The sequence below is a fragment of the Formosa undariae genome (assembly GCF_042427615.1).
In the GTDB taxonomy this organism is placed as follows: domain Bacteria; phylum Bacteroidota; class Bacteroidia; order Flavobacteriales; family Flavobacteriaceae; genus Formosa; species Formosa undariae.
Genome location: NZ_JBHMEZ010000001.1, coordinates 691,174 through 706,721, shown reverse-complemented (window position 1 = coordinate 706,721; position 15,548 = coordinate 691,174). Strand labels below are relative to the sequence as shown.

At 33.9% G+C, this 15,548-nt stretch carries 10 protein-coding genes and 1 tRNA gene; 2 read left to right on the top strand and 9 right to left on the bottom strand.

Annotated elements, in window-relative coordinates:
* Positions 1–14: 14 nt before the first annotated feature.
* The 9 genes from ACFFVB_RS03095 to ACFFVB_RS03055 form a co-directional block, all read right to left on the bottom strand.
* Complete coding sequence (locus ACFFVB_RS03095; RefSeq protein WP_382381054.1) at positions 15–1,475, bottom strand: aldo/keto reductase; 1,461 nt, start codon at positions 1,473–1,475, stop codon at positions 15–17.
* 391 nt (positions 1,476–1,866) lie between these two features.
* The gene (locus ACFFVB_RS03090; protein WP_382381052.1) at positions 1,867–2,517 is read right to left on the bottom strand and encodes a M48 family metalloprotease; all 651 of its coding nucleotides are present in this window, start codon (positions 2,515–2,517) and stop codon (positions 1,867–1,869) included.
* Positions 2,518–2,614: 97 nt separating this feature from the next.
* Positions 2,615–3,640 carry an SGBP N-terminal domain-containing protein gene (locus ACFFVB_RS03085; RefSeq protein WP_382381050.1) on the bottom strand — a complete coding sequence of 342 codons (1,026 nt, stop codon included), beginning with the start codon at positions 3,638–3,640 and terminating at the stop codon, positions 2,615–2,617.
* Positions 3,641–3,726: 86 nt separating this feature from the next.
* Complete coding sequence (locus tag ACFFVB_RS03080; RefSeq protein ID WP_382381048.1) at positions 3,727–5,043, bottom strand: RagB/SusD family nutrient uptake outer membrane protein; 1,317 nt, start codon at positions 5,041–5,043, stop codon at positions 3,727–3,729.
* Positions 5,044–5,056: 13 nt separating this feature from the next.
* Positions 5,057–8,350, bottom strand: coding sequence for a SusC/RagA family TonB-linked outer membrane protein (locus ACFFVB_RS03075; protein ID WP_382381046.1), 3,294 nt, complete (start codon positions 8,348–8,350; stop codon positions 5,057–5,059).
* A gap of 3 nt (positions 8,351–8,353) precedes the next feature.
* On the bottom strand, positions 8,354–10,891 hold the full coding sequence (locus tag ACFFVB_RS03070) for a zinc-dependent metalloprotease (protein WP_382381044.1): 2,538 nt from the start codon (positions 10,889–10,891) through the stop codon (positions 8,354–8,356).
* Between the two features lie 89 nt (positions 10,892–10,980).
* On the bottom strand, positions 10,981–12,618 hold the full coding sequence (locus ACFFVB_RS03065; protein ID WP_382381042.1) for a histidine kinase: 1,638 nt from the start codon (positions 12,616–12,618) through the stop codon (positions 10,981–10,983).
* 1 nt (position 12,619) lies between these two features.
* Positions 12,620–13,390 (bottom strand): LytR/AlgR family response regulator transcription factor, encoded by a 771-nt coding sequence (locus tag ACFFVB_RS03060; RefSeq protein ID WP_382381040.1) that lies wholly within the window; start codon positions 13,388–13,390, stop codon positions 12,620–12,622.
* Positions 13,391–13,666: 276 nt separating this feature from the next.
* A tRNA-Ile gene (locus ACFFVB_RS03055) sits at positions 13,667–13,740 on the bottom strand.
* Positions 13,741–13,948: 208 nt separating this feature from the next.
* Between ACFFVB_RS03055 and rbfA the strand changes: the two genes are divergently transcribed.
* Together rbfA and ACFFVB_RS03045 are read left to right on the top strand one after the other, a co-directional pair.
* Entirely contained in the window at positions 13,949–14,341 is a 393-nt protein-coding gene (gene rbfA / locus ACFFVB_RS03050; protein ID WP_382381038.1) for a 30S ribosome-binding factor RbfA, read from the top strand.
* A gap of 1 nt (position 14,342) precedes the next feature.
* Entirely contained in the window at positions 14,343–15,548 is a 1,206-nt protein-coding gene (locus ACFFVB_RS03045; RefSeq protein WP_382381036.1) for an ABC transporter permease, read from the top strand.

Below are 15,548 nucleotides of genomic sequence, written 5' to 3'. Positions count from 1 at the left end.
AAGGCATTAAAAAATTAGGCTCTATGTCCTGCTTTATCGACTGTAAACACTTTAAAGTTTCCAGATTTATTGGTTTCGAATACAAAAGGTTTAGACTTTAACACTTGAGGTTTATGGTCTACTTTACCAATTACTTTATTATCTAACATAACTTCGTAATGCGAGATCGGATTTTCAGCAGCGTAAGCTGTTTGCCATGTGATTTTTGTAGTACCATTTACGGTGTCTTGCTTCAAATCTCTAGGTCCTGTCATGTCTATTTTATCAAGCTGAAAGAAATTTGTACGTTCTCCTGCTACTTTAGCTGTTTTAGCTTCAATTTCCCGTCTTTTTTCATCAGACATCGCATTAGGCTTCACTTGGGCACCATAATAATTTTGCGTTAACTGACATTTAAGAGGGTCGTCGTCTATTTTTCCAATTCCTATAATAAGCGTATCGACACCTGGGGTTGTTAATACATATTCTATAAGTTCATTACTTGGTAAGGCTGGAGAACCAACTTTACGATAAATCTGACTTGGTTCTCTTGAGAATCCAGGGACTTCGTTATACATGGTTCCCGCACCAAAAACTTTCATACCAATAACACCAATGCCTTTAGCTTTCGCTAGCGGAATAACGTTGTGTTTCATATTGAAATATAAATGATCGTTAGAATTAATGGATACTAATAAGGCATCTAGTAATCCATATTTATCACGTTGCATAATATCAATCATTGCTTCAGGGTTATTATGTCCTGAGAAGCCGATATGTTTAAGTAATTTTTCATTTTTAGGATTTGTTCCCGTCAGATTGGTACCATCTCTAAAATCTTTTAATACTACGAGCGCTCCAAAATTTTCATCTGGTTTTATAGGCGTTTCAATACCTTTATATAGTATATCGTTCTCTTCAACAGACTGTAAGGCATGAACCAAAACGATATCTACGTAAGAACCTTCTGGATAATAGCCTTTTCCATCGCCAAAAAGCTGAGTCATGGTTCTTCTAATATCATCTGCAGCGGTTTGCACATCTGGACCATTAGATTTGTTTCTTACATTTTTTACTTCTTTCCAGCCTGGTTTTCCCCATCGCATTAGTGTTTTACTTGTAATGGTAATGGATTCTCTAAGTTTTTTATCGTAATTGGGTTTCCCTGGAATTAGGTTCATTTTTTCAAAAGCAGAGTGATAATGTAGTTGACTCAAGTCATACACATTCGACGTATCAAAATAATTAATCCCTAAATCGAAAGCTTTAGTAATAATTTGAACGGGATCAATATCATCTGCTGTCCACTGTATGGAAGCTTGTCCTCCAAGCCCTAAAGTTGTTACCTTATTTTTCATCCGACCAAAAGATCTTAACATAGGTGCGGGTGCTTTGTCTGAAAAACTCATTCCAAAAGGAAGAATCATGGCACCAGCAGCTGCTGTACTGGTTAGCCTAAGAAAATCTCGTCTAGATACTGGATATTTATTTTTCATATATGTTGCAGTTTTTTATCTAAGTTACAGATTATCTGATTTTAGCGTATTTTTTTAACATCAATTAAATTGATTTTAACATCGTTTTAAGGGTTTGTGTTAAAATCAGCACATAGTCACTTATAAATTTCACATTCTACCAGTAAACACAGGGGGTTAAGAGGCTTTTATTACTATTTTTAATTGACTCATAAAAAATCTATTAAATTGTATAGACTATTTAATTTGCGCAAGAAATTAGCAAAAAGACATATCAAATATCTAAGCAGAGGCAAAGGATTAAGATCTACGGCATTGCATGTCACACCTTAACTAATTACAAAACCAAAAAAGCCTCTCGATTTCTCGAAAGGCTTAGGCATATTGAAATGGCCACATAGGATTATAAGTATTACATCTTATCTTCCCAAATATTTATATACAATGCTTTAAACGCGATGGTTTCTGTTTTGGCATTACTTAGTGCAATGTAATTTTGCATGGCTTTAATTCGATTTGGTCCTGAAGGATGCGTAAACGATCCGCTCCCTAAAATATTCATTAACTCCTGAAAATTCTTTGTTAAGGATTCAAAATACACTGGCTCTTGCGATTTTATAAGATGAATCGCAATTAGATCTGCCAAGTATTCAGATTTTCTATATTCGTTTGTTTCTGGTCCGCTAGACACATAACCATCTAGATTAAATAATCTTGCCTGACTTAAGGTTGCAATATGAGCCACCTCGTGCGTTAATGCGAATAACTGAATACTTTCTTCAGATACATTTATTAAGCCCATACTCACCTCGACATATCCAAAAGAGGCCCCAGCATCGATTCCCATTTCATCTTCAATAATTTGAAATTCTGTTGGTATATCAATGTCATTATAACCAGAAAATAACGGAATGACAGTAGCATTATATAATTGCTTTAATTTATCTTCTTTGTCTAAAGCACAAGTTTCCTGATCTTCGTCTACTTCTGTTTTATTCTCTTTAGAGTCCTTATTACACGTAAAGAACACTAGAAACAGCATGAAGTACATATATTTTTTCATTTACATAACTTTTATAAAAAAAGGAACACTTTAATGAAAAAGTGCTCCTTTTAGGGAGGGGGGTAAAACGCTACGTTTTATTTAGAATGACTAATTCTTAGTAAGTAAATATTTTTTCTACAGTTGCAAGACCCCCAAAGTAAGTGTAAGATGCTTTTATTGGATAATTGTCTGTGTTGTATTCGTAAGTTATTGCACCGTCTGCTAATGTTCCTGAAATAGGGTTATTAGTATTTACAGCTTGAATTCCTGCGTTTATAGCAGCGAAAGCAGCAGGATAAAGTCCTACGAAAGGGTTGTTACTATCATCGTAAGTGGCCACATAATCAGAACCATATCTTTTTTCAAGAACAACGTTACCATCTACAATAGTAAAGTCTACTTCGATAACAGAATCGTCGTCTGTATGATCTATTCTTTTCTCTACAGCTAAATTCCCGTTAGCATCGTACTCATATTCGAAAGTATATTCTAAGACGTCCTCATAAGAGTATAGTCCTTTTACAATTTGTCCAGCTTCGTTATATTCGTAAACAGTGCTTTCTTTATCATCTGAAGTTCTTTTCTCGATAACTTGATTTTTATCGTCATAAATTAAAGAATATTCAACAGTATATAATGTTCCAAAATCGTCGATTTCTTTAGAGTAAGAGCTCACAAAATTAGATTCGTTATAGCTATACGTTGTTGTTGAATATTCTCCAAATAAATCTGAAATTTGGTAAGTTAGTAATTGAGAACCGCTACCAACTTCTCCTCTAGTAGTAATAGTTACACTATATTCTTTAGCAGTAACACCGTCTTCTGCTGTTACAACAAATACTTTAGGTTCTCCATCTTCAAAAGAGATAACACTTCCTGAAGCTGGTGAAACTGTTGCATTTTCAGAAATAGCTATAGTTGGCTCTACAGCAGATAAATCTGTTCCGAAAGGCACACTAATAGCAATAGCACTTCCTAAATCGTAAGTAATATCGTCTGCACTAACACCGTCGATAGACACTGAAAAATCGGTAATTGTAGCCAAAGAAGATACAGAGACAGCATCATCGTCGCTTGAACATGACACTGTTGCTACAGAAATAGCTAAAAAAAGACTTAAAATCGATAAAATTTTCTTCATAATTTATTTATTTAATTGTTTTGGTATTATCTTTTCAACACAAGCATAACCTACAAGATAACAACAGGTTATACTATTTTGTTTTTTTATAAATTCGGATTATTTATAACGGCATCGTTAGGGAATGGAATAACATATCTAGCATCATTCTGATCTAATTGATACGTTTCGCTATTGTAATTTTTTATAAGCAAAGGCTGTGTGGTTCTTCTTAAATCGTTCCATCTATGTCCTTCGATAGCAAATTCTCTTTGGCGCTCTTCTAATACTTCTGTTAGTATATTTTCAGAATTTAGCCCTTCAATTTCTAATCTATAAACATCCAGTCCTGCTGACGTATATCTATTTGCCGCAAGCTCAATTAATTTTTCCTTGGCTTCATTTATAGCATTTAAATGGGCATAACTCTCTGCAAGTGTTAAATACAATTCGGCTGTTCTAAAAGAGACTTTAAATTTTGTATCGGCACTTTTATTTGAATGGTATGTCCCATCACTATCTTCATAGAAATACGTCGTGAAACGTAAATCGTCGGTTTGATTATAGGCAGATAATAAATTGTCTGAAATGCTTGCATTAGAAGTCATATCGAAAGATGCTACCGTTTCTAACGCTAGGATTGATTCTACCGAATTATATTCTGAAGGCATAATAGAACCATCCAAATTTAAGTTTTGCAAACTGCTTTTAATAGCCAGAGCTTCGGTTGAAGACGTAATCGCCTTTTCCCATTCATTTTGGTATAAATAAACTCGCGCTTTAAATGCTTTTACAGCCACTCTAGAAAAACGATAATTGTATCCTAACTCTTGCTGATTGGTATGTATTAAGACCTCAGCCTCATTAAGATCGTTTAAAATTAAATCGTATACATCTTGCACCGTTCCCACAGCAAATTCCTGATCTGCATCGTATTCGGTAGTTATTGGCACACCGGCATCTGTACTGGCTGTTGCTTTATTATAAGGCTCGGCATATAAATTAATTAAATCGAAATATTGTAACGCTCTTAATGCATGAGCTTCTCCAATTAATTGTTCCTTTTCTAACGCATCACCTTCCATAGTATCGGCACTATTAATAACATGATTGGCATAAAATATTATGTTATAAATAGTAGCATATGGATAGGCTCGAGATAATGGACTTGGATTTAAATCGTTCCAAATAAAAAGATCTTCGTATTGCTCTATTCCCACAGAATTCGCGCTTAAACGAAGCTCATCACTTCTATACGTCGTTAGTATTTTAGAATCTTTTGTAATGGCATAAGCCGCGGTTAAAAAGCTTCTATAATCTTGTACAGTTGTAGGAATAACTTGCCCTACAGGCTCAATGTCTAAATAATCGTCACACCCCGTAAAACTTAGTGCGACAAATAGTATGTATATTATTTTTTTCATGAATACTGTCTTTTTAAAACGCAAGATTAAATCCTATTGAAATAATTTTTGGAATGGGTTGTGCGTAAATACTACCATAGGTTTCAGGGTCAAAAAAGCCCTCATAATCTGTACCTATAACAAATAAATTACGCCCTTCTATATTGAAATCTAAACTTGATAATTTTAGTTTATCTAATTGTTTTCTTGGCAATGAATAACTAAACCTAATACTACTTATTCGTAAATATGAAATATCTTTAATCCACAGATCTAAGTCGTCGTAAGTTCTCCCATCGTCTGAAGAGTTAAACCAATTATATACCAAATCTGTATCGAAACCAGGCGTATTAAATCCGATTAGTGCTGGAAAATTACCCGTTCCTGCTTTTAGAATATCTGTGCTATAATTATTTCCTGGTTCGGCTTGAGTGAGGTTATAACTAGGATCTGCCTGCACGGTTTGTTTTAGACTAAAGTTTGTTAAAACACGTAACCCAAATTGCTTATATCTAAACGTGTTATTAAATCCACCACTAAACTTTGGCGCTGCATCACCCACATACGAGTATAAATCGCGGTGCTCTTGTCGTGTTAACTGGCTACCATTGGTACCTGCTTCTAAATTATAAAAATCTACTGCAGTAACTTTTTTTCCATCTTTCCAAAATAAAGGCAGTCCGTTACTATCTAATCCAGCAGTTTTAATAGCAAAAATAGCTGTAGAACTATAGCCTTTTAAAGACGGTTTAAAGTCTTCTTCTCGAATCTCAATATCTTCAACAACACTTTTATTACGAGAAATATTGAAACTTGATGTCCATGTAAAATTCTCATTCTGAATATTAACCGTATTTATTAAAAACTCGAATCCTTTGTTACTAACACTCGCCCAGTTTGTGTTTATAAAACTAAATCCGCTTTCTAAGGGAACAGATTGCAGACCTATTAAATCTGTACTCTTTCGGGTATAATAATCACTTGTTATATACACTCTATTATTAAGTAATCCTAAATCGAATCCAACATTCGAGGATACTGTTTTTTCCCATCTAAGATTGGCGTTTGGCGCACTTAACGCTCTAATAACTTCCTCGCTCATTCCAGGCAAAACAGTTTCTGTATAATACTCTCCAATAACAAACGGAGATGTCGATTTATCTATATTCCCTTGCACACCATAAGAAGCGCGTATTTTTAAATCGCTAATAACATCTACATTCGAAAGAAAGTTTTCTTTATATACATTCCATGATCCAGCAACCGACCATAATGGCAGGTATCTATATTTAGGATTTACACCAAACAGATTAGAGCCATCGTACCTTAAACTTGTGAAAAATGTATATTTTTTATCTAAAGTGTAAGATGCTGTTCCAAAAAATGAAGCATACGCATTCTCGTAAGAGGATTTTTTATAAGGATCGAATAAAGAGTTTGTTAAAGACCGCTCATCGGTTATTGCAATTGTAGTAAGTGTATTGGGGTTAAAACCAAAGCCTTTAGCATGAATTTCTGTTTTTTCGTTTCTTCTAAACTCTGTTCCTGCCATGACATCTAACTCATGTCTGTAATTAAAAGTTGTACTGTAATTCGCAGTCGTTTTCCAGTTATATTGAAATGCATCTGAATCCCAATTTTGAATTATTCCGCCTTTAGGCATGTAATATGCAGGACCATCGGTAGTATTGTATTGAGAACGTTGCTCGTATTTTCTTGTGTAATAACTATCCTCGTCACTAAATTTTTCAGTCTTATCAAAATCTAATTGTAATCCCAACTGACTATTAATTTGAAGCCCTTTAATTATTTTGTAATTAACATCTAAAATTGCTTTTAAAGAACTAGACACCAATTCGTAATTCGTGTTTTCTCTTTCTTCTAAAACATTGTAATTTAAGTTCAGATCGGATCTTTCTACCAAATCAGGATCGTAAACATAATTTCCATTTTCATCCTTAAGTTCTAAATATGGATTAGCCGTTCTTGAATAGTACGACGGATTGGTATATGCATCTGCACCTGTAATGTATGAACTTGTTTTTGTTTGACTCCCAAATAAGGACACTCCTACTTTTAGCTTATCGTTTATAGAAAAGTTATCTTTAAGCGTAATGTTGTAGCGCTGTTGTCCTGTCCCTGTTGTTGTTCCTTTTTCATCGAAGATTCCAGTAGAAAAATAATAATTATTCTGTTCGTCCCCTCCAGAGATACTTACACTGTACTGTTGATTTATGGCTGTTTGATACAACTCGTCTCCCCAATTGGTTTGCGATTGTTTTAAACTATTAATATCGTTTTGAGCATTAAGAGATAAGGCTGAAAATCCGTTATTTTGAAAATTAGCGTATTCGCCATAAGAGTTTAAAATTCTGGCAACACTCCCTCTATCCTGCTGGTAAGTTAAATCTGAACGGCTTGCCAAATACAGCTCGAAATCAACTTTCTGGCTAGAGTTCATTAAATTCAATTTATCGAAATCTGGCTTCTGTGTAATAAAAACATTTCCGTTTGCCTGTACACGCATCGGTCCTTTTTTACCACTTTTACTGGTTATAACAATAACTCCGTTAGCGGCTCTTGCGCCATAAATAGATGTTGCAGATGCATCTTTTAAAACGGTAATACTTTCAATATCTTCTGGATTTAAACCAGCGATAGGATAAGATTGTAAATTATCGATATTGTCTTTATCTCTAAAATCTGATGGAATATCGTTTCCTTCTAAAGGAATCCCATCTAAAACCCAAAGCGGATCTGAAGAACCATTTAATGTCGCACTACCACGAATAACTATTTTGGCAGGTGCACCCGGTGCTCCACTAGTAGGCTGAACCACAACTCCAGAAATTTGTCCGGCCAACATATGGTCTACACTTAAAACACCAGATTGTTCTATTTCGGACATCTCGATCTTCTCGTAAGCCGACGTCATTTTACGTTTTTCGATCTTCTGATACCCCGTTAAAACAATCTCATCTAAAACCTCTTGACTCTCCTTTAATACAATAGTGAAATTTAAATTTCCAGTAGAAACAGCAACAATCTCTGTTTCGTACCCCATATAAGAAACTAAGAAGGATTTGACGTCTTGATTAATAGTTAGTGAAAACTCACCATCGAAATTGGTAGTTGTTCCCAACATACTGCTATCTAAAACACCTTCTGTTTTAGACTTACTCCCAATAATGGCAGACGACACATAAATTGAAGCTCCAATAATAGGAGATTTTGTGCTGCTATCTATTACCTGCCCAGTAATTACTTTCTGGTTTTGACCACTAAGTAAAGCGGGAATAAAAATTAATAAATATATTAATCCTTTCATGTTTTAATTTTTCAAATTATAAGTAATTCTTGCGATTAAATCACTGTAATGCTCCTTAGTCGCGCGATCTCCTTTTCTTTTCTTTTTTTCTAATAATTCTAATGCTTTTTCTAAAGCAGCCCTTTTATTTGTACCGATATCTGCAACTCGAGGCAAATAAGAAAAATGAATGTTTTTGAAGTTGTTAGTGTCGTCAGAAATTGTTTTTTCTTTCGTTTTTTCTAGTAGTTTATTTCTATCTACAGTTAAAACATCGATATAGTTTTTCTGAGTAATACGATCGAACATATCTAAAGATTTTCCGTGTTTTGTTTTTTCAAAAATGGCATCGAATAGAGTGTCAAATAAATATTCTTCGGTAAAAGCCTCCTCATCAGCATCTAACAAAACCTCGTTCTCTGTAATTCGCATTAAACGATCTGTTTTAACCAACGCATAAATAACATTGGTCTGATAAATACGTAACATAGACACCGGAGAGTAATAACGTTCGCCATCTGGTGCATCTCTAACAGCGAATATCTTATTCATTATATCTGGCGTAAACAACCATTTCTGAGGTAGAATTGCATTGGTTATTAAATAATCTAAAGCTTCTTTTTGAAACGCTCCAGGCACTGGCTTATAAGTATCTTTACCATCGCCATAAATAGTATTGTTTACATACACACCACCAATATTTGCCATAACGTGATTATTATAAAGCTCCCATTGGTCTATAACAGATTTATATAATTTAGAGGCCTTGTAATAATCTTGCCCGTCTTCATTAGTCCATTTTAAAATATTAGGAATAATTCTTTTTAAGTTTTTAAGTCCGTATTCACTGGCTTTAACTGCATTATCACCTAAGTCTTCACTCTGAGATCTTGGATCTACAACAGCACTTTGTTGTGCACCATAGAAATACAAGGGATCATTTTCATGCTTACGTATCCATTGGTTTAAAATAGGTAACTCTTCGTGAGTCGTTTTGTTTTCTATCCATCTGTAACCCCAATCAATCGCATACATATCGTATACCCCAATTTTTGGAGTAATATCTACAACATGATCTTCTGGTTGTGCCACATAATTAAATCGTGCATAATCCATAATAGACGGTGCTGTACCTCCCATTTTAGATGTAAAAGTTCGCGATCTTAAAGAATCTACAGGATAGCTAAAAGAGGCTCCCATATTATGTTTTAACCCGAAGGTATGTCCAACTTCGTGAGAAGACACAAAACGGATGGCTTCTCCCATATGTTCGTCGGAGAATTTATTACCTCTAGCTTTAGGGTCTATCGGTCCCGTTTGCACACGTATCCAAGAATGTAATCCTTTCATTAAATTGTGCCACCAGATAATATCCGATTCTAAAATCTCACCACTTCTAGGATCAACAACCGATGGTCCCATAGCGTTTTGTTTTTCTGAAGCAGCATACGTAATTACAGAATAGCGCACATCGTCGGCATCGAAATCTAAATCTGTATCCGACGGAAATTTAACTTTCACAGCATTCTTAAATCCAGCGGCTTCGAAAGCCACATTCCAATCGTAAACACCTTGCTCTATATAAGGTCTCCATTGTTTTGGTGTCGCAGGATCTATATAATATACAATTGGCTTTTTAGGTTCGACCAACTCTCCTTTTTTATACGCTTCAATATCTTTATCTTTTGGTTCTAAATTCCAACGCGTAATCATGTGACGTGTTTCAACCTCATGCTGACTGTCGGAATAATATTCCAATGGAATACTGAAATACCCAATACGATTATCGTCGAAACGTGGTTTCATAATTTCAGTCGGCAATAATACAATATTTGCAGTAACTCCAATAGTTAATGGTAAGTCGGGGCTTTTTCCTTCGGCTACAGAAGTGGTTAATGCCGATTTGATAACAATATTCTCGGGAAACGATTTAACAGTTTCTATTTTAGACAGGTTTGTTTTCACACTTCCTCCTAATCCGATATTTGTTAGCACATCGCTAAAACTTTTCTCTTTTCCGTTAAAAATTTTATTCACTTTTATAAACACAGAAGTAGAATCTGTATTCTTCGCTGCAATATCAAATTCTTCGATTACAGACTCCCTGAAATTATCTTTAACAGATAGAGTAATTGCATCGTTTTCTGGAGATTTCACCTTTGGATTTATCGTTTTAACCCAAATTTTATTTAATAACGTATCTCTATAAAATCGAACCAATTTGGTTTCGAATGTCATTCCTTTATTTAATCCGTGACCATTTAAAGCGTAAGGCACGCTAGACACTTTATTTACGATAAGAAAATCTCTAGAAAGCAGTGAGTCCGGAATTTCGAAATAATAATCTTCCTTTATGGTGTATATATTGAAGACTCCTTTTTTAACGTTTCCGTCCTTTAAAAATTTCTGGTAATTCAGTTTTTTAGTGTCGGAAGCATCTGTACTATCTTTTTTTACTTCGTCTTCTTTGTCTTGAGCAAAATTTACATTGCTAATTAAGAAGAGTATTAAAAAAACAGAAAAACGAAAAAGGGCATTACCTTTACAGAAGGAGTATCTCATGAAAATGTTAATTATGTGTCAAATTTTCATTAAATAACAGAGTTCACAAAACAAAAAGGAGTGAACTCGGCAAAACAGGGAGTGAAATACTATTTTAGGTCAATAAAGGGAAGTGTACAGATAAATTTTCCGTCTAAAATCTCTGTTTTGAAGTTTTCTATTTGATAATGTAGATACGTATTCTCTAAATAAGTTAATCCAATGCGATGACTATTCTCAACCTTTTGCTTTCTTGGCATATAATTATTTAAAACTTCAATCTTATCGTTTAAGATTCTAATTTCTATAAATAAAGGGTTTTGCTTTGTAATATTATTGTGTTTTATCGCATTTTCGACTAAAGTTTCTAAGGACAAAAAAGGTATTTTATTTAGAAGTACTTTGTCGTCGCTATTATGTATTATGGAAACATTTAAACTGTTATTAAAACGAATTTCCTGCAAGAACACATAGTGTTGCAAAAACGTAATTTCTTTTTTTACAGATATTAAATTACCATCTCGCTCTTCCAAAAGGTAGCGATACACATCTGCTAACTTCAATACAAATTGCTGGGACAACTCCGGATTCAAATCAATTAGAACATGTAAAGAATTTAAGCTATTGAATAGAAAGTGAGGATTCATCTTCTTCTTCAATTGATTTAACTGAAGGACTGCATTTTCTTTTTGATATTTCTCGTTTGCATAAATTAACTGCTCCTTCTCTTCTAAAACCCTCAGATTTTCAACAAATTCTTTTTTTAACTGCAACCTATACACAATTAAAATAAGCATAAACGTCGCAAACGCTAAGAAACTAATCCATGAAAAATAGCGCTGTATACTCTGTGTGGTTTCTTTTAAATGGATTTCTAACGGAAAACTAACCACCACAATTAATGGTGTATCGTTTATTTTAATCGTATCGTAATATCTTAAAACCTCTAAGTCTAGAAATTCTGAAACTGCTTTAGTTTTAAGTATATTGTCGTTTCTTGGCACATAATACCCATTAATTTTAATTGTGCTCTGAAGTACTTTGTCTATAGAAATTGTTTCGAAATAACTCTGTAGTTTTTTTCCAATGTATTTTGTATCGGGATGTAAAAGGCAAATACCATTCTTATTTGTAATTACAGTATATCCTCCATCTCCTTTATATTTTTCGGAGAAATAGTCCCAAAAATTCAACAAGTCCACATCATAGCCAAAAGTTACACTGGTACCATTTTCTAATTTCACAGCACACGACTTTCTATACAGCACACGGTTTTGCTTTGTAATAATTGTATCTCTTGTGCTTTTAGTTTTTAGTACGTCTTTCTGGTTGAGGTACGCATTAACTTCCTTAGCATATAACGCATCTGTATTCGCGCTATAAAACGAATCTGTATCTGCGTTTAAAAACCGGATAAACGTATTTGAAATGTTCTGATTTTCTAAAGCTAAACCCGAAGTAAACAGTAATTTATCTTTTAATTCTTGAGCAGAGGTTTGAGCAGAATATTCAATAACTTTTTCTGCATCAATCAAATAACTATTAAGCTGATTAAATTCGAAAAGCACCACATTTTCCTTAGACTTTAAATTCCCCTGAATAAGATCTTCCACTAAGTTCTCGGTAACAGACGTAATTTTGGGAGTTATTAGTGCACTTCCAATAAAATAAATGGCAACAAACAACAAACTAATAAAGAAATACTGCCTGTGTTGTTTAAATTTTAAGAATAAATTATTTGAAGACATACTAGCGATTTAACCAATCTTTAAAAGCATTTATACGATTGGAACTTACAAAAATCAAGTCGTTAGTATTAACTGGTGTCTGTAATTCTATTTTCAACCGATTCTGACTGTACTTTACAATAGTTTTAATAGCTAGATGACTAATAATATATTTTCTGTTTATCTTAAAAAAGAGCTTTTCGGATAATTTATGCTCTAAATTAGAAATGGTATCGTCGTACAGATAACTATCTCCAGCCGTTGTAAAAATAAAAAGGGATTTGTTTTCTGCCATGAAATAAGCGATTTCATGACTTTCTATAGACAGCAACGTTTCTCCCTTAGACACTAAAAAACGCCCTTGTTCTTCCTTCTGTTCCCCACCGGCTTTTAGTTGCGTAAGAAACTTATCTAACTGACTATAATCGACTACCGTATTTTCGTTAAAATTAATGTGCTTTTTTATGGCATTATCTAGACGAAGCTTATCGTATGGTTTTAATAAATAATCGATAGCGAAAAACTGAAATGATTGTATGGCATATTGGTCGAATGCCGTTGTGAAAATGATGGGAATTTCTATTTTTAAAGTTTCGAAAATCTCAAAACTCTCACCGTCTCCCAAGTGGATATCGCTTAAAATAAGATCGCATGTGTTGTTCTTAAACCAGTCTAAAGACTGCTCAATACTTTCTAAACGCTTTTTAATAGTAATAGGATACTCCATTTTCAGTAACATATTCTCTAAAGAATTTGCCGCTAAATCTTCGTCTTCAATAATAACAATATCCATTCTATGGTTTTTAAATCTAAAAGTTAAATGCCGAAAAGAAACATAACTGATTGTATGTTTTTAATGAGGGCTCCAAATTACGACAAAATATTAGATGTATTAAAATGGTAAACTAAATAAGCGTCTTTAAACTCTGCGGATCACGTCTTATTGTATCGAAATGGCGCTTTATTTCTTCTAGAATTAAAAAAAAATGCGGATTAGATTTTGAAAACTTTTTACCCACTGAAAACAAAAAAGCCTCTCGATTTCTCGAAAGGCTTAACAATATTGAAGTGGTCCCACATGGACTCGAACCATGGACCACCTGATTATGAGTCAGGTGCTCTAACCAACTGAGCTATAGGACCTCAAAATTGGAGTGCAATATTACATTTATTTTTAAAATACTGCAAGCCTTTTCATAATTACTTTTTCAAAAATTATCTTCCTAGTTCGCTAAATTCACGGCACACTCCATAAACCACTGTGAATTAAATATTTTATACTTTTTAACCGTAAAGTAAATTTTACAATCAAAAAGTAAGATAATCTTTAAATATCGACTATTTTTGCACCATGGAAAGTAATAGACAAAAAAAAATAGGCTCAGTTTTACAACGTGATTTAGTAGATGTACTTCAAAGTGCCGCAACACAAGGCGGTATGCAAGGGATCCTTATTTCGGTATCTAAAGTAAATGTAACTGTAGACTTATCTATTGCGAAAGTATACCTAAGTATTTTCCCAAACGATAAAGCAAAAGAATTACTAGTTGGTATTCGTTCTAACAAGCCTTTAATTAGACACGAATTAGCACAACGTACAAAACACCAATTACGTAGAATGCCTAACTTAGAGTTTTTTGTGGACGACTCTTTAGAATACATCGACCAGATAGAACAATCTTTAAAAGGAAAAGACAACCCTATTAAAGACCCAGGTCTTTTAGGAGATCATAAAAAGTCGTAAATTGAATTTCCCGCTGTACATTGCCAAACGCTATTTGCGCTCTAAAAGCAGCAACAATGCCATTAATTTTATTACTATAATCGCTGCAGTAGGAGTTATTCTTGGTGCGGCTTCATTGTTTATTGTACTTTCTGGATTTTCTGGTTTAAAGGATTTTTCGTTACAATTTTCTACCATAATCGATCCCGATCTAAAAGCTGTTCCTACCTCAGGAAAGTCGTTTATTCTTACTGATGATCAGTTTCAGAAATTGCAAGGCTTAGAAGACATCTCATCTTATTCAAAAATTATCGAAGAACGTGTAATTTTGGCTTACGACGATAAAAATTACCCTGCATTTATAAAAGGTGTCGACGAAAATTATAATCAAGTTAACGCTATAGATTCTGTAATTATTCAAGGAAGTTGGTTACGTCCTAACACCGACCAAATGGTTGCTGGTTGGGGTATTTCTAATCATTTATCGCTGGGTGTTTTAGACTATGGAAAATCTGTTACCATTTATGTTCCCAAACCAGGAACTGGTCAAATAACCTCAACAAAGAGTGCTTTTAACGCCATAGAGTGTATTAATGTTGGTTTGTTCGATATTAACGAGACTCTAAACGAAACTTACGTTTACACCGACCTTGAAATGTCTCGGAAACTTTTAAGTTATGAAAACCACGAACTTTCTGCTATTGAATTTAAACTAAGTCCTAATGCAGAGGAAGACATCGTAAAACCACAATTAGAAGATATTTTAGGAGATACTATTATTATTAAAAATCGTATTCAGTTGAACGATGCGCTTTATAAAATGTTAAATACTGAAAATTTAGCGGTGTATTTAATCTTCACCTTAGTTTTAATCATTGCCCTTTTTAATGTGATTGGCTCTATAATAATGATGATTTTAGACAAGAAAAAAACACTAAGTACGCTGTATAAACTCGGAGCTTCAGTAAAAGATATCCGACGTATTTTCTTCTATCAAGGCAGCTTAATGTCTGTTTTTGGAGGGATTGTAGGTTTAGTTCTCGGACTTATAATCGTAGCGATACAGCAAGCCTTTTCTTTAGTTATGATTACGCCTAGCCTACCTTACCCGGTTGCGATAACGGTATCCAATGTTATTGTGGTTATGCTCACTATATCGGTTTTAGGCATTATGGCTTCAAAAATTGCTTCTGTAAGGATTTCTAAGTCATTAGTAGAATCCATTTAA